Genomic DNA, 18,307 nt, shown 5'->3' with positions numbered 1-18,307 from the left:
TATACGCTCAGATCAAGATGCAATAATCGTCACAATGCTATTGCGTGGCACGATAATCATCTCGATCCAGGCGAACTCATCGTAGATGCTGCGAGCGTAGACCTTTGCCAGCTCGACATCATCGGCCATCACGTTGCCAATCTCGTGCAGCGGCTCCTCATATTTGCGCCGGGCATAGACGCACCAGACGCGGCTCTCGTTGAGCGCCTCGCGTCGTGGTCGCTGCGCCTGTTCATGTACCGCCTGTTCGTTTGTCATGCCGAAATCCCCCAGGTGCGCATAATTTCGATCCCCTCTTCGCTCAGGCGCTCTTTGGTCCAGACTGGTTCCCAGACGATCTCGATAGAGACCGTTCGTATGCCTGGTTCTTGCAGCAAGCGCTGGCGAATATCATCCATAATGAAATCCATCGCCGGACAGCCCATTGCAGTGAAGGTGAGCGCGAGGTTGACGTTACCTTCGTGTTCTTTGATAGCGACGATCAGACCCATATCGACGACGCTGATCGGTATTTCCGGGTCCATCACGTCGCGCAGGGCATCCCAGAGCGCCGGATGAGAGGTGTGGTCGCGCGCGTAGAGTTGGAGGGAGGGATAGCTCGTCGTCATGCTTCCTGCTCCAACAAGCGCAACATCTCTTTCTTGCCGCGCTGAATCATGCCCACGAACTCCTCATTCTTGGGTCCGCGCGCCTTCCAGCGTTTCATCACATCGTCCCAGGTACACGGGCCATCCTCTAACAGCCAGTGCTTGGCCGAAGCATCAAAATGGGCCGGGAAAGGGCAATCCAGCACGTATTTTTGCCGTTCTGGATCGTAATGAGCGGGGATGCGTAGCTCTAGCTCGTTGCAGAGGGGGACAGCGGTGGACATCCAGATCTGGCGCAGTTCGTCGTTACTATGGCCCTTAAAGCCGTATTCAAGTTGCTCCGTGTGCTTTTTCATATCATCAGGCAGCCCGAACCATTCGACGGTTAGCAGGAACATCCAATCTACCGCCTGTTGCAGCGCTTCATGGCCACTCCTGTCTTTGTTCAGGCGGCGCATCCACTGTTCGCCATGACGCAGATGAAAGGTCTCTTCTTTATCAACCTTTACCAGCGCTCGCTTCCAGGGGCCGAAGGTAGTGCTTTGATAGACATCCCCTAAGAGTGTATAGCCGGCTCGATCATAAAAGGCATTCGCCACGACCAGCTCGACCCAGCTCTCAAGCGGGACATCGAACGCATAGGGGTATTTGAACTGACGGGGTTCGCGCTCAAAAATCAATTTTTCGGTATCGACACCTAAGTCGCGCATCAAACGATAGGCAATGTGGGCGTGCCCCAGTTCATCTTGAATGATTGAGATGGCCGAACCAAAGGCGTTTAGTGAAGGGGCGTGAACGGCTGCGTGATAGTACGCGGGTGAACTGATGAGTTCGGTATCAGCCGAAACGGTCAGGATGCGCTTCATCCCTTCAAGATAGAGGGGACTCATATGCTCAACAGACTCGACGAGCTGCTGTTTGCGTATACGATTGAGTAGAGCCTCTTCGCTCTGTAAGGCAGAGGGGGTAGCGGTCATGGAACAAACGACTCCTTTGTGCTGCAATACCATGTGACGCTAATGTCCGACACATCCATTGTATGTTGACACAAAAAGGAAAGTCAAGGAGAAGCATTGCATACTCAGGGCTTTTCAGTTCTCCGCTCAAAGGGGGGCAGGGGTCTCCCTGCCGGGGTCTGGGGTGTCCCCAGTTTCCTTCCCTCCTTCGCGCGCCGCCGCAGGCGGCGCGCAAAAGAGAAGAAAAAAGGTTTTTGCGGGGACACCCCGCACCCTGGCAAAGGGCTGCCGCCCTCTGCACTCCTGCTAGATGGGAGAATTGGAAAGCCCTGATTGCATACTCTGAGAAGCACATATGGTGAGCAATAACAGTCTGTTTGACAGGTTTCAAAGGAGAAAAACTGGTGGAATAATATCTTGTGGAACAATCGTCTATAACAAAGATGAACGAGATGGAAGAGGTTGCAATGGCGCAACCTCTTCCATCTCGTTCATCTTTCCTTATTGGACGTAGGTGATGGGGCCGCTATCGATCCTCCCCGACTCAATGCTGTCGATCTCGGCGGTTTCCTCTTCTTCCAGCGGAGTGAGCAGTACCGGCTCGCCCTCGCGGATATCGATTGTCAGCTTGCCATCGACGGCGCTGACATGCACCTCGCCGTTCTGTGGAATGTCGGCTAACAGGATGCGCATGCTCAGAGGAACTGTTAACAACTTCTCGATCACGCGGCGCAGCGGACGCGCACCCTGAGTTGTGCTGAAGCCCTCTTTGCACAGCAGATCGATGGCGCTCTCATCTGTGTGCAGGATCAAGCCCTGGTCTAGCAAGCGGCTTGCCAGTTCGTTCATCTGGAGGCGCGTGATCTGGTGAGCCTGATCTTGATCCAGCGAATGGAAGATGATTACATCGTCAATACGATTGAGAAACTCCGGGCGGAACGTCTGACGGAGGCGCTCCCAGAGTTTATCGCGCTGCGATTCTTCCTGAGCCTCTTTGCCGGAACGGAAGCCAACATGCATGGAGCGACCCAGCATATCGGTTCCCACGTTCGAGGTCATGATCCAGATGGCGTGTTGGGCATCCACCGTATGACCTTGCGCGTCGGTTAAGCGACCGGCGTCGAAGACTTGCAGGAAGAGATCGAAGACCTCTGGATGGGCCTTTTCCAGTTCATCGAGCAGGACGACGCAATGGGGGCGACGACGTAGCTTGCCGGTGAGTTGCCCCTCCTGGTCGTGACCGACATAGCCCGGAGGTGCACCGATCATGCGTGAAACCGCGTGCTTCTCCATGTACTCCGACATATCGACGCGGATCAGGTGTTCGTCGGAGCCAAAGATCTCTGCGGCCAGCGCTCGTGCCAGCTCGGTTTTACCAACGCCGGTTGGACCAAGAAACATGAAAACACCGGCTGGACGATTGCGCGGCTTGAGGCCCGCACGCGCCACCTGGATAGCCTGGGCGACGCGATTCACAGCCTCGTTCTGACCAATGACGCGCCCTTTCAGACGCGTTTCCAGACTGAGCAGGCGATCTCGTTCCTCACGGCCCGGAGCGCGTACAGGGATGCCGGTGCGATACGAAATTACCTCGGCGATCATCGGAGCGGTAATCACAGGCGAGATAGGCTGCTCCTCGTGAACATCGCTCTGGTCCTGTTCCATTGCCTCTTGCTCTTCCAGACAGGAGATGCGCGCCTGAGAGCAGGCCTCATCCAGTACACTACACGCTTTATCCGGCAGCCGCAGATTGGGCAGATATTGCTCCGAGAGGTTGACAGCGGCCTGTAGAGCATCATCGGTAATGGTCGCGTGGTGATGTTGCTCATAGAGGGGACGCATGCCTTTGAGGATCTCCAGCGCCTCTTCGGGGGATGGTTCCTCAATCAAGATCGGGCGCAGGCGGCGCTCCATTGCAGCATCTTTCTCAATCAGACGATATTCCTGTGGAGTGGTTGCGCCGATGCAGCGCAGGCGTCCACCAGCGAGTGCAGGTTTGAGGATACCGGCGGCGTCGATACTGCCATCGGCGGCTCGTCCAGTGCCGATCAAAAGATGCATCTCGTCGATAAAGAGAATGATGTTGCCGCTACCCTCGGCCTCTTCCAGCACTTTGAGCAAACGCTCCTCAAATTCGCCGCGATACTTGGTACCAGCGACAAGCGAACTGGCCGATAGCTCGATCAGGCGTTTCCCGCGCAATTCGGGTGGCACCTTGCCATCGACGATGCGTTGTGCCAAACCGCCTACGATGGTCGTTTTGCCGACGCCGGAATCGCCAATCAGAATGGGATTGTTGCGATCCTTTAGCATCAACGTCTGCATCAGGAGGCGAATCTCTGTATCGCGCCCAATTAACGGCGTAAGTTGTTTATTGGTGGCCTGGCGGGTCAGGTCGCGTCCCAACCGTTCGAGAACGGAGTTGCCGCCTTTCCCTCCATTGTCAGCGCCCAATGCGCCTGGTATTTCTTCTGGGACGACTTCGGGACTGGCACCAGCTGAAGGAACCAGTTCGAGCAGCGCGCGAGCACTGCTTTGCATAATTAGATCGATCAGATGGGCAGGATTGATTCCCAGCTTGGTTAATAGCTCATGAGTTACGCCATCGCCTTCACTCAGCACCGCCTGTGCAATAGCTCGTTCATCGACAATCGAGGAGCCTGCATTAAGGGCGTTGCGTTCCGCCGTTTGTAAGATTTCTTTACAGCGGCGTGTGGGTAGAATGGGCGTGTCAATGGTGGCCTTGCCAGAGCCAAGCGCCAGACGGATCACATCGCGCACCTGTTTGGGTGAGAAACCCAGCGTGCGCAGAGCGTCCTGAGTACAGCCGCCATCGAGCTTGGTTAGCGCGATAAAGAGGTGCGGTGTGCCCAGGTAATCTTTATGCATACGGCGTGCCTCACCCAGCGCCAGTTCCAACACGGCGCGTCGGAAGCGACGATCAGGCGTATTGGCAGAGGGCAGGATGGGAGCCATGATATGACTATCATCAAAGAGATCGTAATGAGGCTCAATCGAACGCTCTTTGTTGGCAAGAGAGGTGGAGACAAGGCGCTGGTTGGGATCGCCATACAACACGAACGTTGCCCAGGAAGTGTCATCGACATAATGCTGAGCAAGCGTCATACGGGCACGACGGAGCGCCTCCCCTAATGTCACGCCATCGGCGACATCTTCATAGAAGAGCGAAACAAACTCACGTGTGCGGAACGTGTTGATCGGCCAGCGCATCGCCACTACTGCACCAGCTCCGGCGTTGAGAAGCGCCGCAGCAAGCCGTTCGCTGGCCTCGTCGCGCTCTTGCTGACCCAGTGAACTGGTTCCAGCACGCAATTGACGCTCTTCGTCGTAGTAGCTGAGAAATACCAGAGGGCGTTTTGGTAAGGTCTGGAAAAGCTGCTCGATAGCGCCACCATCCAGCCGCGAGTTCCCGGCCAGAGCCAGTACCGGCTCACCTGATGCAGAGAGCAGAGGCAAGGGGCCGGCATAGTGGATCACATGCGGCGTTTCAGCGCCGATGCGCATACGCATCTCTAGCTGATTGGCCTGCTGACGATACAGAATGATCCGCGAGATCGATTCTGGCAGGCTGGTACAGAGCGTGGCAATCTCTTCCTCGGCTCCGGGGCGTTCGCTGGTTGGATTGACTAGGAACAGCACGGAAAGTCCCTGGGCCTCGCGCTTATTCAGCTTGCGAGTTGGACGCTCAGGAAGGGGTGCCATGCGTGGAAATAGCTCGCGCTCCCGGCCTGTAGAGGTGACGCGTCCAGTGGCGATAACCTGACAGATATGGCGACCGGGTTTTGAGCTGGCATCGAACATCAATTCCCAGGGAATATCTGGTGTATTCGTGCTAAAGAGCAGAGGGGAATCGAGATGACGAAGCGCTTCTTGCAGAGGAGCCGGCAAGACGCTTTCAAAAAGAAAACGACCAAGCGAGAGCAGTGCATCATTCACTGCGCTCAGTCTACTGGTCTGGCGTTTAAAATCTGGTGCGACAGATGCCATCGCTTGCGTTGAAGAGACAATGCCCTGCATCGATTGGGATGCTGACTGCAAAAGGCGTCGTAAACGCTCCCTCGTCTCGACACTGAGATCAGTGTTATATTCCTGGCCTCCTGCTATCGGGCCATCGGGAAGATCAAGACGAAACCGATATGTGGCATCTGTTCGTACAATACTTAAAAAGGCTGACTGTTCCATGAATACTACTCTTCCACAATCTTCCCGTTACTGTAATGGGTGCATGGTTCCTAACACAAACTAACATGAACCTATAGCAAAAGCAGTATACGAGGCAGAGCATATGGGTGTCAATAGCCCATTTCACCAAGAAGTTGTACACCCTTTCCCCGTTCCGTCCGCCAATGAGGTTCCACCCCGCACCTATTATTGTTGTTGTGAATGAACAGGCGTTCACGAAAAACATACATCCCGATCCCATAGAAGTTCGTTGGAGTGTTTGCCTGCTATGTGCAGTGTACCACACTATTGCGCAGTTGTCAGAATTGTGAAAGCGGAGGCGGGAAAAAGTACTGGTACAATGCAGGTTAATAGAGCGATATAGTATATAAGCGGCCCTACAAGCTATTGATTGCGCACAACTTTATAGCGGGGATAGAAGAGAGCAAAAAGCAGAGCCACGAGTCACTTAATGAGAGGACAGAGGAGCTTTCATTTTCTCACTGAAGTGGCCTACCAAAGGCAATTTGTAATACCTTCCCCTCAAAGCCATCACGATCCCCACCCCCCAGGCCAAGGCTGCCCCGATATTCAGGAAGAGGACGCAAAGAACAGCGAGCACAATGATAGAATCCAAAAAACCTGCCTGCCCCTGTGAGACTGGTTGAGAAAGGAGAGTTGTGTGGACAGGCATGAGATTTGGTGCAGGCCCGGAGAGAGCAGAGACGATCCCAATGAAAACAACATTGCAGAGAGTTATTCCTCCAAACAGCAGCAAGGATTGCAGACTATGAAAGCGAACAAAACGATCCTTTCTTGAAAAGAGCAGCATGAGTAGTCCTGTCCACCAGAATACGCTATAGCTGAGGCTCGCCAGAATACGTGAGGCGAGTGCGAGGGTCTCTAACGGCTGTTCACCAGAAGCAATCCCTGCCGGGTCGGGAGTGCGTGGCTGCGGAGGAACATGGTCATTTTCTCCCAGCAAACCTAAGTCGCCAACTTCCTTGCCAAAGAGAGTGGAGAGCTTCTCTCGGTAGTAGGGAGAAGGTGATGAATACCCACGTTCCCACCGACTCACATTGCCCGCGTCAGTCCCAATCTGTTCAGCCACCCTTGCCTGGGACCATCCACGCTGTTCGCGCGCCTCTTTCAAACGATAATTCGGCTTCATCTTCTCCTTCTGGTTGAGACTCCTCAGACGCTTGCAAGTATCCTTCATCCCGTGCATCAAGATCAGAAAGATGCCTGCTTTTCTTCTCGACTGGGCATTTCCTTCCGTGAGATAGTTGCCTAGCAAATGCTCAGCCTTCTCCATTGTACCATAGGATGAGGCCCTGTATGCTTGCCTTGAGTAACCTGGCCGAAGGAACGTCGATACGAGCATCACCACGTGCCGCACAGAGGAGCGGAGGCCAGCGCTCTCACCTGATGGTCCTTTCGTGTTTCTCACCTTCAGGTTTTCTAATAATAGCTACTTCGTCTTCAGAAGGAGTTTTTCATTATGTGGTTCTATCTCCCTCGTCAGGGATTGGCGCGACATATGCGCTTCATGATTGGCTCTCTTGTTTTACTCAGTGTATGGATTGCCTTCTCGTTGACCCCCATGCTTCCAGTCTCTGCGTATGCCGCTCAACATTCATTCGTGCCATTGGGCGATCCGCAGGAACTAAAAACATTTTTGCACAGTGTGCTGCCCGAGCAGATGACCGCTCATCACATTCCAGGTGTAGCGGTCTCTATCGTGAAGGATGGACATATCCTGCTCTCTCAAGGCTATGGCGAGGCTGACCTCCAACAAGGCAAAAAGATCCAGGCCGATAGCACCTTGTTTCGCCTGGGTTCTGTCAGTAAGCTTCTCACCTGGACGGCATTGATGCAACTGGTTGAGGACGGGAAGATCGATCTGCATGCGGATGTCAATACTTATCTCAAGACGTTTCATATCCCAGCTAGCTATCCTCAGCCGATCACTGTTGAAAATCTGTTGACCCATACTGCCGGGTTTGAGGATGGTACGATTGGGCAGTTGGTTCCCCAGGTGAGTGATCTGGAGCCTCTGGGGATCTGGCTCCCCAAACATATCCCGGCGCGCATTTTCCCTCCTGGAGTGGTCACTGCCTATTCCGACTATGGAGCTGCGTTGGCCGGCTATATCGTTGAGCAGGTCTCAGGAATGTCTTTTGAGCAGTACATCGAACACTCTATCCTCCAGCCACTCAACATGTACCATAGTACCTTTCGTCAGCCGCTACCAGCCAACCTCGCAGGCCAGATGTCTCAGGGCTATACCTACCATAGTGGAACCTACGACGCGGGTTCTTTTGAAAATATTGAAACGGCTCCTGCTGGAGCACTCAGCGCAACGGCGACTGATATGGCCAACTTTATGATCGCGCAGTTACAGTTGGGACGCTTTGGCAGAGCCCATATCTTGCAGGAACTCACGGCGAGAAAAATGCAACAGCAGCATTTTACCAATGATCCTCGGCTGCCTGGGATGGACTATGGCTTCTACGAACAAGAGATCAATCAACAGCGCCTGATTGGACATTCTGGTGATACAATGTTGTTTTATTCGCTGTTGATGCTGCTGCCGAAATCTCACGTTGGTCTCTTTGTCGCCTTCAACAGTCCTGGTGGGAGCACAGCCTCCCAAAATCTCTTGCAAGCATTTATGGATCACTATTATCCAGCTCCGCGTGCCACTTTGGCTACGCCGCTGGCTGGCTTTGCCGAACGTGCGAGCCAGATTGAGGGAACCTACTGGTCAACGCGGCGCAACCAAACGACCTATCAGAAGGTGGGATACGATCTGCTTTCCCCCATCACGGTGAGCAATACTGGCAATGGGCATCTGGTTATCAGTGGGGTAGGCGACCAGGACATCGACCTGGTAGAAGCCCAGCCCTGGGTCTTCCAGCAAACGAATAAACACTCTGATACAGTCATCTTCCGTCGCTCAGGTTCGCAGATGAACATGTATATTGGCAATCGCCCGTATCAGGCCTACCAGAAAAGAGCCTGGGACGAAACGCCTCCCTTTCATTTGGGACTGCTGCTGATCTGCTTGTTACTCTTCCTGGGATCGGGTCTTTCGGCACTTGTTCACCTCATTGCTACCATCAGGAGGAAGGGAAGCTTGAAGCTGAAGGTCATCCAATTCCGCTCCGAATTTCCCCGGTGGGTGGGATGGAGTATGAGCACCCTTAACGTGATCGTTCTGATCGGGTTCTTCCTGCTTTTCAACAGTAACGATCTTTATGCCGTGCAATTTGCCATGTCGCCAACCTTAGTCGTCGTCATGATGCTGGCCAGCATCTCCGCTCTGCTCACACTGGGAATGGTATTCTGGAGCTTCCAGGTCTGGAGAATGCCCTCCTGGAACCAATGGAGGTGTTTCTCCTATGTCCTGCTGGCTCTGGCCGGGATTGCTTTTAGTCTGGATCTGAATTTCTGGCATCTGTTGTGGCTTCCCTGAGGATGGAACCACGACCAATGAACCTCCTCGGAGCGCTCACAAACTCCGGCTTTTGGGTCGAACCTTTTAAATAATGACTGATTTTGTCCTCCTTCCATGATATGCTCTCTATATAAAGAAAAAGGCAAGGAAATTAGAGCATAAAAGGAGCGGTATTGCATGAGCATCCAGCCTTTCACTATTGCGATTCCCCAGACCACCCTCGATGATCTGCGCGAACGTTTAGCTCGCACTCGCTGGCCCGATGAGGTAGAAGATGCTGGCTGGGACTATGGCGCGAAACTCTCATACATGAAAGAACTCGTTGCCTACTGGTTGCAAACATTTGATTGGAGGACTCAAGAGGCGAAGCTGAATCGGTTTGCACATTTCAAAGCGGATGTTGATGGTGTTGGCATCCATTTTATGCATGAGCGCGGCAAAGGGCCAGCTCCATTGCCAATTGTCCTCACGCACGGCTGGCCCGATTCGTTTTACCGCATGCACAAGATTATTCCGCTGCTCACAGACCCGGCCAACTATGGTGGCGACCCGGCGGATGCGTTCGATGTGATTGTGCCATCGCTGCCAGGGTATGGTTTTTCTGATAAGGTACATGGAGCGACCTCGATTCGCATCGCCGAGTTGTTTGCGCGATTGATGACCGACGTTCTCTGCTACAAGCGCTTTGCGGCTGGTGGGGGAGATATTGGCAGTCGGGTGACACGCTTGCTGGCACTGTCTCATCCTGAAGCGCTTGTGGGTATTCATCTGACGGATGTTGGCTTTCCAGGCGAGCCTGCTGGCATCTTTCCCTCCGACCTGTCAAATCCCTCTCCGGCAGAGCAACAGTTTCTTGGTTCGGTTGGGCAGTGGTTTATGCAAGAGGGAGGCTATGCGATGCTTCAATCAACGAAGCCACAAACGCCGTCTTATGGCTTAAACGATTCCCCGGTTGGTCTGGCTGCCTGGCTCGTCGAGAAGTTTCGGGCATGGAGCGATTGCGCTGGAGATGTGGAGCAGCGTTTTAGCAAAGATGAATTGTTGACTCAGATTATGATCTATTGGGCTACAGAGACAATCTCTTCCTCTGCTCGCCTGTACTACGATGATGCGCATGCGGCACCACAACTCAAGCCAGGGCAATATATTGAGATACCGGCTGGCGTTGCCACCTTTCCCAAAGATCTTACTTTGCCTCCACGCGAATTGGGAGAGCGCTTTTTACGTGTGCAGCGCTGGACGGAGATGCCACGAGGCGGCCATTTTGCTGCATTGGAGGAGCCGCAATTGCTGGCTGAGGAGTTAAGGGCCTTCTTCCGTCCTTTGCGTTAGCCCGGCATATACAGGCATAAGAACTCTCGTGAGGTCCAGGGAATCTCCCTAGAGATTCCCTGGAATTGGAGATAGCAGAGAAGAAAAGACGATTGAGCTGAGCCAACCGGCTGCTATCCAGCGGCAAAGCGATGTTTGGTATGGAAATAACTAATCTGGCTGTGGTGCTAACGCCACCACCACCTCCTGTCCTCTCATTCGGTTTTTGGATATAGTCCAGATGATGGTGTTTGCTCCGAAGATAATCGTCGAGAGAGGCGTGTGGGACTAGTAGCGATGACCACAGCCAATGCCACAAGGCATTGTGCCACCACCCCTTGCCATTGGTCCCAAAGCGAAAGAGGGAGATAGAGGGCAGTGATGTTGAGTGCATTGTGGAACAAAAACGTCATCAAGACACTCCCTTGCGTGTGATTGTAAACCCAGGTAAACAGAATGCTGTTCGCAAGAGTGCCGAGAGCGAAGACGAAGAAAGGAGTAGTGGATTGAGATGTTCCTGGTATGAAGAAGAATGGAAGGTGCCACACCGTCCACAAGGCTCCAAGGATGAGGCTTGCTCCCAAGGCACTGTATCGATCTTGGAGCTTTGCCAACGCAAATCCGCGCCATCCTGGTTCCTCTCCCGCTGGGCCACCAAGCAGACCGCCTAGAAGAAACAATGGGACGATCAAAAGCCAGGGATTGATGCCAGCGGGAAGAGGAAGAGGAGGTCGCTGGACCACTGGAGGATGGGCGAAATCGAAAGTAGGCCCTCCCAGAAACAATGTTGCTGCTATGGCAATGCATGTAACGAGGGCCGGTTCGAAGAGGACCACGAGATACCACCACAGGTTCACTCGCCAGATGAACAATTGGCGGAAAAAGGCGCGCATCCCTCCCTTGCCAGTGGTTGTCGCTGTAACCAATAAGGCCGCAGGGAGCGGTCCAATACTGCCCACAAACGTGAGGGGAAAGATGAGGCTGGATGGGAGAGAGATGAGTCCGTGAGCAGAGAGGGCTACCAGACCCAGCAATAGCCATGAGAGAGCGTAGGTCAGAACAAAGTAAGCGACGAGTGGATGGGATTTCCATACCCGGAACTGATTCATCCTCCCATTTGTATGCTGATCTTTTCGGTTTGTTTGTATATCGTTTATGTGTTGATCTTTTCGGTTTGCTTGCATGGTATTTGTACAATCCTCCGGTGTTTTTGTTTCCACAGGTAATATCTCTCCTGGTTGTGCCGAAATTATGTCAAAAATGTCACGAAAGTATGGTATTTTGTCATTTCAGAAGTTTGCCCAGGATTCAAATATCACCCTGGCAGAGATCCTGTCTTACCTCTTATACATATTTCTGTCGTTGAGGTGAGAAATGAGTCTGTAGTACGATTATGTACCTTTATTTCTAATTATGGAGAGAAAGAATGACAGAGCATGTCCTCACGTTGCGCGAACTGAATCGTGCCACCCTTGCCCGTCAATTTTTATTGGAGCAAACAGATCGTGCGCCGCTTGAGGTGATTCGGTGGCTTGTGGCGCTGCAAGGTCAGGTCTCTAATGCACCCTATATCGGACTGTGGACGCGCTTACAGGCATTTCAGCGCGCGGATCTCACCGCGTTGCTTGAAAACAAACAGGTATTGCGGGCATCGTCTCTGCGTGGCACGCTGCATATCATTGCGGCAGATGACTATCTCCTGTTTCAACCTCTGCTCAAGCCAGCACTGACGCGCAACCTGCATCTTTTTGCCCAACGTACTGAAGGCTTCGATCTGGATCACTTCATTGCTGAGATGCAGGCATATATACGAGAGCAGCCACGCACCGCCGTCGAGTTGCGTGCAAAGATGGAAGAACTCTATCCTGGCATGGGAAAGCAGCAGATTGCAGATTCGGTACGAATGCATATGGCGCTCATTCAGATACTCCCTGCTGGCACATGGGGCTTTACGGGCAAACCTATACATATGGAGGCGTCCATGTGGCTTGAACGCCCATTCCCCAACACCGATTTTACCCTACCTCAGCTTGTTCTGCGCTATCTGACGGCTTTTGGTCCTGCAAGTGTGAAAGATATTCAACAGTGGTCGGGAATTACCGGTATTCGGCAAACCATTGAAGCCTTGCGACCAGAACTGTTCACATTTCGCGACGAACAGGGCCGCGAACTCTTCGATCTGCCCGACGCGCCAAGACCATCTGAGGATACTCCTGTGCCAGTCCGTTTCCTGCCAGAGTTTGAGAATCTCCTGTTCTCCTATGAAGAGCGCGGGCGCATTGTGGATCGCGCCTATTTTCCTTCCATTTTTATGCAAAATGGTCTGAACTGCGCAACGTTCCTGGTTGATGGCTTTGTCGCTGGCGCCTGGAAGATTGAGCGGGGGCCAACATCCGCAACGCTTGCGATCCACCCATTCAATCCGCTGGCATCGGATGTACAGGCTGAGCTGCAAGCGGAGGGCGAGCGGCTCATGCGCTGGGTGCTTGATGGCGCTGATGCGTTCGATATTCGTGTCATGAAGGGATGATAAAAGGGGATATATTATGGGATGGCATCCAGTAAATCTCGGAATGTCGTAATTGTGCGATTGTGATCATTAACTAAAATAATTGGTAAATGCCTCGACAAGTGAGCATCTTTTGCCCTCAAATGTTCCCCAATCATGAGCACTGGGAGAAATGTACCTGGGCAAACCGCTCCACCACCCGCTTTGGAATGCTCTCCTGTAAAGGACACACTCTATCTACAATGCTCTTGACCACTTCGGTCATTTAGTGTAGAATAAAAATGACCACTTCGGTCATTTTAACAAAGGAAGGAAAGCCTCATGGAAGATGAAATGAAGAATAAATCGAACGACGCGACGCCAGCGAGTGTAGGGCCAGGGCGGGGAGCGATTCAGCGGCCGACAGAACCCCGCATTCCACTGATGGACGTGTCCGCACTGTCGGAAGAGCAGCGCACGATGGCTGCTATCGGAGCGTCGAGCGTCCTTCGGATGCTTGCGCATCGTGGAGACTTGTTGGCGGCCTGGCTGGAGTTTGGAGCACACCTCACGACCGGAGGACGGGTGTCCATGCGGACACGCGAACTGCTGATCTTGCGGGTTGCACTTCGCTCCTCCTGCGAGTACGAGTGGGCCAACCACGTTCCCGGAGCACTCAGTACCGGCATAACCGCCGCCGAGATTGCATCCCTTGCGCAAGGCACGGACTCATGGTCCGACGCTGACGCGGCGGTACTGGACTTAGTCGATGACCTCTGTGCAGACGACTGTGCCTCGGAGAAGACGTGGAAGGCACTGACCGCGATGTATGACGAGGGCGAGATCATCGAATTGCTGATGCTGATTGGCTTCTACCGGATGAACGCCGGCTTCCTGAATTCGCTCGGGGTGCTGGCCGAGCCTGGGCGTCCTCGACTCGGCCAGGGGATGTCTTACGAGACATCCGTGCCTCCCCAACGGCCGACTAGCACCTCCACGGCTGGAGCACTAGCAGAGGTGAAACTAGACGGGATATGGCACCTGAAATTTTACCACCCAGCCGCAACTCAGGAACTCCGGCTCGTGCTCGTGATGAAGGAGGGTGTACTGTCCGGCTCGGGCACCAATGAGGCAGCTGGTATCACCGTGCCAATCTCAGAAGGAAAGGTACAGGGGCACCAAGTGACGTTCACGACTGTCATGACGAAACCGTTTCAAGTAACCATCACATGGGACGGAATAGTTGACGGCGACTTCCTCGCAGGCACAGCCAGGATCAGCGGCGTAGGCTCATTCCCGTTTGATGGCACGCGGATCGGAGAGATATGACTGTCTGGAGTTGGTCAGGCGGGACTCATGGGGATGTGAGTCCGAAAAAAGATGGAGGGCATCCCCGCAGTCCCACCTTTTTCGCATCTGCTAGATTTTAAAACGTGCGTTGCTCTTGACCACTTCGGTCACTCGATATAGAATAAGAAATGATCGAAGTGGTCATACCAACCGAGGAATGAGGCAGCTACCATGTATCCAAAATTTTCTAGTTTAGAACCGGAGAAGAAAGAAAATATTATTAATGCAGCTATTAAAGAATTTGCGCGTAGTGGTTATGACAGAGCTTCTACAAATGAGATTGTTAAAGAAGCGAATATAGCCAAAGGTTCATTATTCAGCTATTTTCATAGCAAAAAGGAATTGTATGTATTCTTGCTCAATTATATTGTTGAGTTTATTGATAAAATCTACGATGAACTGGACTGGAATGAAACAGATATTTTCCAAAGATTGAAAGAAATAGCCGTAATTAAATTTAAAATTTACAGGAAATTTCCACGGGCATTTGATTTTCTTAAAGCTCTTGCCCAGGAGAATGCTCCCGAAGTAAAATCTGAAATTGATAACAGAATGAAGAAAGCTGTCCTCGATAACGGTTCTGCAAGAATTTATAGAAATATTGATGTAACAAAATTTCGCGACGATATCGATATTCAAAAAGCAATCAATATCATTCATTGGACGGCACTAAGTTTTGCAGAGCAACAAAGTAATAACATAAATTCTTATGAAGATTCCGATGTGGAGCAGCTTAGAGAATGGGATAATTATTTGGACTTAATGAAGCGTTGCTTTTATAAAAAGGAGGAAAACGCATAAGAGAGTATTCCAAAGCGGGTGCTGGCAATATCATCTCCTCTACAACTCAAGCTGGAAAGTGGCTTTTCTTCCTCCTGATGGGAAGATCTTAGAACAGAAGCTTCTTCAATCCCTCTGCGAGAACCAGCGCCCGCTTTGGAATACTCTCCTGTAATCTCCTTTCGTGTCTCATGAACCATATCTCTAGCTCCAATTGTGTGAGAAGCCAGCGTGTGCTTATCTGGCGCTTAGGTTTGATCATCGGAGGTTGTTGTCCAATTTCTTGACCTCTATGTTGAACGAGTATGAGCGGTTTATTTACACCATTCCAGGCTGATACCCCAGATGTGGAGCGGTTTGCCCAGGTACATTTCTCCCAGTGCTCATGATTGGGGAACATTTGAGGGCAAAAGGTGCTCATTTGTCGAGGCATTCCCTGGTTCATTTGTTATATCCCATTATCGCGCAACTACAACAACTTGGGAGATCGCCGTCCTAAATTGTTAAAATTCATCAGTGCGTAACTACGATATTTCGAGATTTCACGTTCTTAGCGCACAATCAGACGGGTTAGCGTGGTTGACAGATGCATTTTTGAGCGCGAACGATGTATCCTCAGTCAGGACGCCGTTGAAATACAGGCTGGTATTCTGAGTGGCGCAGTCCCCGGGATAGGGCTGCACAGTGAGCGTGAGATCGGGATAGGTGCCCGATTGCCGCTGTACCAGCAAACTGTATGGATGAGTATCCATTGGCGGCACGTACCAGGAGAGCGTTACCGTCATAGTACAGTTTTTGGGGATGACGACATAGCCGCCAAACATGCCACGCTGGTCCTCGTCGCTCTTAAACGTTGTAGGCTTTCCAATCTTGTCCAATGGATGCTCGCCGCCCGCATAGGGATCATCAAGCATGGGAGCAGCATAACCCGCTTGATATTGTCCTGTGGGACAGACCAGCTCTTGGTGGGGATAGACGCCGTTAGCCGGGCATGCCGGTAGTGGGCCGCCGCAGAGTGGTTGGCCGCTGTCGAAGCCGTTACCCCAGAGGAATTTTGCGGAGGGCGGCACATAGATGCGAACATAATCGCGGTACGTGTCCAGCCCATAGACGGTGCCAAGCTGGTTATAGATCAGGCGCATTTGCAGTACGTGAGTTGCACCACCTTGCGCATCGAGGGTCACAGTGTCTTGCAGCTTCGTTTGTACATATTGAGAAGCTTTGCTGGCACTCACGTTCGTCTGTACTATGTAGAGGCCGTCGTGGGTGGTGGAACGGTCAATCTCCCCAGAGTAACCGTAGCGTTGCAGCAACTCCTCAATCTGCTGATTGTCAACGTAGACCTGGAGATCCTTTGTTTTCAGATCATGTAGCAACTGCATGCCTATTGCCATCAATTCGTTAAGCGGCGCATGACGAACCCGGTCCATCAGCGTGTGAGTGACGGCAGCGGTGAAGAGCTTGCGGGCAGAGGCCGGATCTTCGACATGTTCGATGATCTCGCTGCGGCGAATCCCCGCGTTGTCTAGTTGATAATAGTGGAGCCGCTCTTCCAGATTCTCGGCGGTAATCGTTTCGTTATAGCTTGGAATCTGGATGGGTCCGATGACGTGCAGGATATGTTGAATCAGGAAGGGCGAGAGGAGAATGACGCCATCAACGTCGTGTTTCACCTCGTCTTTGTACTGAGCCATCGCTATTTTTGCCGACGTTGGGAAATCAGCGGAAAGATTGGAGTCACGCAACCCCCAGTTGGCGAATGGCCACCAGGAGCGATAAGCAGACGGGGCGAAGTGCCCAATAACCGGGCTGTGGTTTCCGTATTCCAGCAGGGCAATATCATGCAGCGAGAAGGGTGCGACTCTGCCATCATAAATTTGTAGCTCTCCGTATTGACCAGTAAAGCCGCCGGTTGGACGCAGTTCGCCGCGATCCATCGTCTGTACGAGGAAGGTGCGTGGCTCATTGACGCCGAGCAGCCATTGTGCGGGTTCCAGTAACGTGCGTGCCTCTACCAGCGAAGATTTGACTTGTGGCAATAAAGGAATGATTTGTTGTAGCTGATGGCGCGTCTGTGTGCTGATGGGCAGGTCGTTGAGCGAGACAGCCGGGAGCTGGCGTTGGATATCGTCGAGATGTGGAATGATGTTATCAATGGTTGTGCCAATGAGATCGATATCGCTTGAAGTGATTAAGGGAGATTGACCAACGGCCAGCAAGGGGCTGCGAAATCTGGGTTCCAGGGTCAGGGTGCTGTTAATTACGCTGTGTCCGATATCGGCCAGGTCGATACCAATCTGGCTGGCTGCTCGTGCGGTGCGAATTTGTGAACGATACTGCGGCAAATATTGCTTCACCAGTTGAATTGATGGTGCGTTATCCAGTTGCGTTTGTACCTGCACGAAGTCCTGACGGGCCGCTGCCAGTTCTTTGTTCGCTTGTGTTAACTTGTTGGGATCAAGAACGCTGGTGGAATTGATATGCGCACCCGCAAAGATCTGTTTCACGTTGAGCAGATGTTGCATGCCTGTGGAGGCGTGCGAGCGTAAGGCTTGATAAGTGGTGTAGGCACCGGCTTCATAGCTCACGCTGATCGAGAGTGGCAGGACTGAGACGAAGAATAGCAGTGACAGGACGAGCAGCGAAGGAAGATGTTGCCGCCACCAGGCTTTACGAGATGGTATGGCTGCTATTGGTGTCGTTGCTTTGTGGCGTCTGATCCATGTACGTTTCGGGCTGATCGCGTGTGGTCTTGCCGCAGGACTATCAGGGCTGGTCTGTAGCTTGCTCTCGTCTGCTTTGACCGCTTGTTCCTCGGTTTGAACAGCCTCTGCTGGTTCGCTGATAATTGTATTTGTTGTGTCTTTCTCTAATTCTGTTATATCCTGAGCAGGCGGTGTAGAGGAAACCTGTTCGCTGGCCGTTGTCTCTGTGATCTCTTCCGCATGCATGGTTTCTGCCAGTTCAACATTTGAAGACATTGCAGAGGGTTCGTCCACAAACGCTGATGCTGCAAGCAAATCGTTTATAAGTGATGCTGCTGGCTCAGTTGTAGATGAGTGTATATCCATTGTTTGTTGTTCTTCTTTTATTGTCAGATTGTTGCAAAGTGCCGACGTGCTATTTGTATTATCGACAATTGATGTAGCTGAATTTATAAAAGATGTATTGTCAACGGATAAAGATGTGGGCA

The 18,307-nt window shown here is 52.2% G+C and carries 12 protein-coding genes; 5 read left to right on the top strand and 7 right to left on the bottom strand.

From position 1 onward, the window contains the following. Positions 1–12 precede the first annotated feature (12 nt). From K3T83_RS12680 to K3T83_RS12660, 5 genes are all read right to left on the bottom strand, one after another. Complete coding sequence (locus K3T83_RS12680) at positions 13–258, bottom strand: hypothetical protein (RefSeq protein WP_220203331.1); 246 nt, start codon at positions 256–258, stop codon at positions 13–15. Continuing rightward, the gene (locus tag K3T83_RS12675) at positions 255–608 is read right to left on the bottom strand and encodes a metal-sulfur cluster assembly factor (RefSeq protein ID WP_220203330.1); all 354 of its coding nucleotides are present in this window, start codon (positions 606–608) and stop codon (positions 255–257) included. The genes K3T83_RS12680 and K3T83_RS12675 overlap by 4 nt, the downstream gene beginning before the upstream one ends. Further along, on the bottom strand, positions 605–1,564 hold the full coding sequence (locus K3T83_RS12670) for a Phenylacetic acid catabolic protein (protein WP_220203329.1): 960 nt from the start codon (positions 1,562–1,564) through the stop codon (positions 605–607). The genes K3T83_RS12675 and K3T83_RS12670 overlap by 4 nt, the downstream gene beginning before the upstream one ends. A 480-nt stretch (positions 1,565–2,044) precedes the next feature. After that, positions 2,045–5,746: an AAA family ATPase gene (locus K3T83_RS12665; protein ID WP_220203328.1), complete on the bottom strand. Its 3,702-nt coding sequence runs from the start codon at positions 5,744–5,746 to the stop codon at positions 2,045–2,047. A gap of 448 nt (positions 5,747–6,194) precedes the next feature. Next, complete coding sequence (locus tag K3T83_RS12660) at positions 6,195–6,896, bottom strand: helix-turn-helix domain-containing protein (RefSeq protein WP_220203327.1); 702 nt, start codon at positions 6,894–6,896, stop codon at positions 6,195–6,197. A 330-nt stretch (positions 6,897–7,226) separates the two neighbouring features. Between K3T83_RS12660 and K3T83_RS12655 the strand changes: the two genes are divergently transcribed. Both K3T83_RS12655 and K3T83_RS12650 read left to right on the top strand, forming a co-directional pair. Beyond that, on the top strand, positions 7,227–9,203 hold the full coding sequence (locus tag K3T83_RS12655) for a serine hydrolase domain-containing protein (RefSeq protein WP_220203326.1): 1,977 nt from the start codon (positions 7,227–7,229) through the stop codon (positions 9,201–9,203). 159 nt (positions 9,204–9,362) lie between these two features. After that, positions 9,363–10,517: an epoxide hydrolase family protein gene (locus K3T83_RS12650; RefSeq protein ID WP_220203325.1), complete on the top strand. Its 1,155-nt coding sequence runs from the start codon at positions 9,363–9,365 to the stop codon at positions 10,515–10,517. A 194-nt stretch (positions 10,518–10,711) separates the two neighbouring features. On the opposite strand, the gene K3T83_RS12645 is transcribed toward K3T83_RS12650, so the two are convergent. After that, entirely contained in the window at positions 10,712–11,680 is a 969-nt protein-coding gene (locus K3T83_RS12645; protein ID WP_220203324.1) for a CPBP family intramembrane glutamic endopeptidase, read from the bottom strand. 242 nt (positions 11,681–11,922) lie between these two features. Here K3T83_RS12645 and K3T83_RS12640 point away from each other — a divergent pair, with 242 nt between their 5' ends. The 3 genes from K3T83_RS12640 to K3T83_RS12630 all read left to right on the top strand — a co-directional run bounded on the left by K3T83_RS12640 (position 11,923) and on the right by K3T83_RS12630 (position 15,135). Continuing rightward, a complete protein-coding gene (locus tag K3T83_RS12640) occupies positions 11,923–13,026 on the top strand; it encodes a winged helix DNA-binding domain-containing protein (protein ID WP_220203323.1) in 1,104 nt (367 codons plus the stop codon). A 300-nt stretch (positions 13,027–13,326) separates the two neighbouring features. Continuing rightward, positions 13,327–14,313 (top strand): carboxymuconolactone decarboxylase family protein, encoded by a 987-nt coding sequence (locus K3T83_RS12635; protein WP_220203322.1) that lies wholly within the window; start codon positions 13,327–13,329, stop codon positions 14,311–14,313. A gap of 192 nt (positions 14,314–14,505) precedes the next feature. Next, positions 14,506–15,135 (top strand): TetR/AcrR family transcriptional regulator, encoded by a 630-nt coding sequence (locus K3T83_RS12630; RefSeq protein WP_220203321.1) that lies wholly within the window; start codon positions 14,506–14,508, stop codon positions 15,133–15,135. A gap of 521 nt (positions 15,136–15,656) precedes the next feature. Here K3T83_RS12630 and K3T83_RS12625 read toward each other — a convergent pair. Next, positions 15,657–18,185 (bottom strand): DUF4012 domain-containing protein, encoded by a 2,529-nt coding sequence (locus tag K3T83_RS12625; RefSeq protein ID WP_220203320.1) that lies wholly within the window; start codon positions 18,183–18,185, stop codon positions 15,657–15,659. Between the last annotated feature and the right edge of the window lie 122 nt (positions 18,186–18,307).

The sequence above is a fragment of the Reticulibacter mediterranei genome, assembly GCF_016587455.1.
This window is presented reverse-complemented; position numbering and strand designations above follow the sequence as displayed.

Coding starts and splice junctions, on each gene's coding strand:
- K3T83_RS12680 (WP_220203331.1), bottom strand. CDS start 258: ATGACAAACGAACAGGCGGTACATGAACAGGCGCAGCGACCACGACGC.
- K3T83_RS12675 (WP_220203330.1), bottom strand. CDS start 608: ATGACGACGAGCTATCCCTCCCTCCAACTCTACGCGCGCGACCACACC.
- K3T83_RS12670 (WP_220203329.1), bottom strand. CDS start 1,564: ATGACCGCTACCCCCTCTGCCTTACAGAGCGAAGAGGCTCTACTCAAT.
- K3T83_RS12665 (WP_220203328.1), bottom strand. CDS start 5,746: ATGGAACAGTCAGCCTTTTTAAGTATTGTACGAACAGATGCCACATAT.
- K3T83_RS12660 (WP_220203327.1), bottom strand. CDS start 6,896: ATGAAGCCGAATTATCGTTTGAAAGAGGCGCGCGAACAGCGTGGATGG.
- K3T83_RS12655 (WP_220203326.1), top strand. CDS start 7,227: ATGTGGTTCTATCTCCCTCGTCAGGGATTGGCGCGACATATGCGCTTC.
- K3T83_RS12650 (WP_220203325.1), top strand. CDS start 9,363: ATGAGCATCCAGCCTTTCACTATTGCGATTCCCCAGACCACCCTCGAT.
- K3T83_RS12645 (WP_220203324.1), bottom strand. CDS start 11,680: ATGCAAGCAAACCGAAAAGATCAACACATAAACGATATACAAACAAAC.
- K3T83_RS12640 (WP_220203323.1), top strand. CDS start 11,923: ATGACAGAGCATGTCCTCACGTTGCGCGAACTGAATCGTGCCACCCTT.
- K3T83_RS12635 (WP_220203322.1), top strand. CDS start 13,327: ATGGAAGATGAAATGAAGAATAAATCGAACGACGCGACGCCAGCGAGT.
- K3T83_RS12630 (WP_220203321.1), top strand. CDS start 14,506: ATGTATCCAAAATTTTCTAGTTTAGAACCGGAGAAGAAAGAAAATATT.
- K3T83_RS12625 (WP_220203320.1), bottom strand. CDS start 18,185: ATGGATATACACTCATCTACAACTGAGCCAGCAGCATCACTTATAAAC.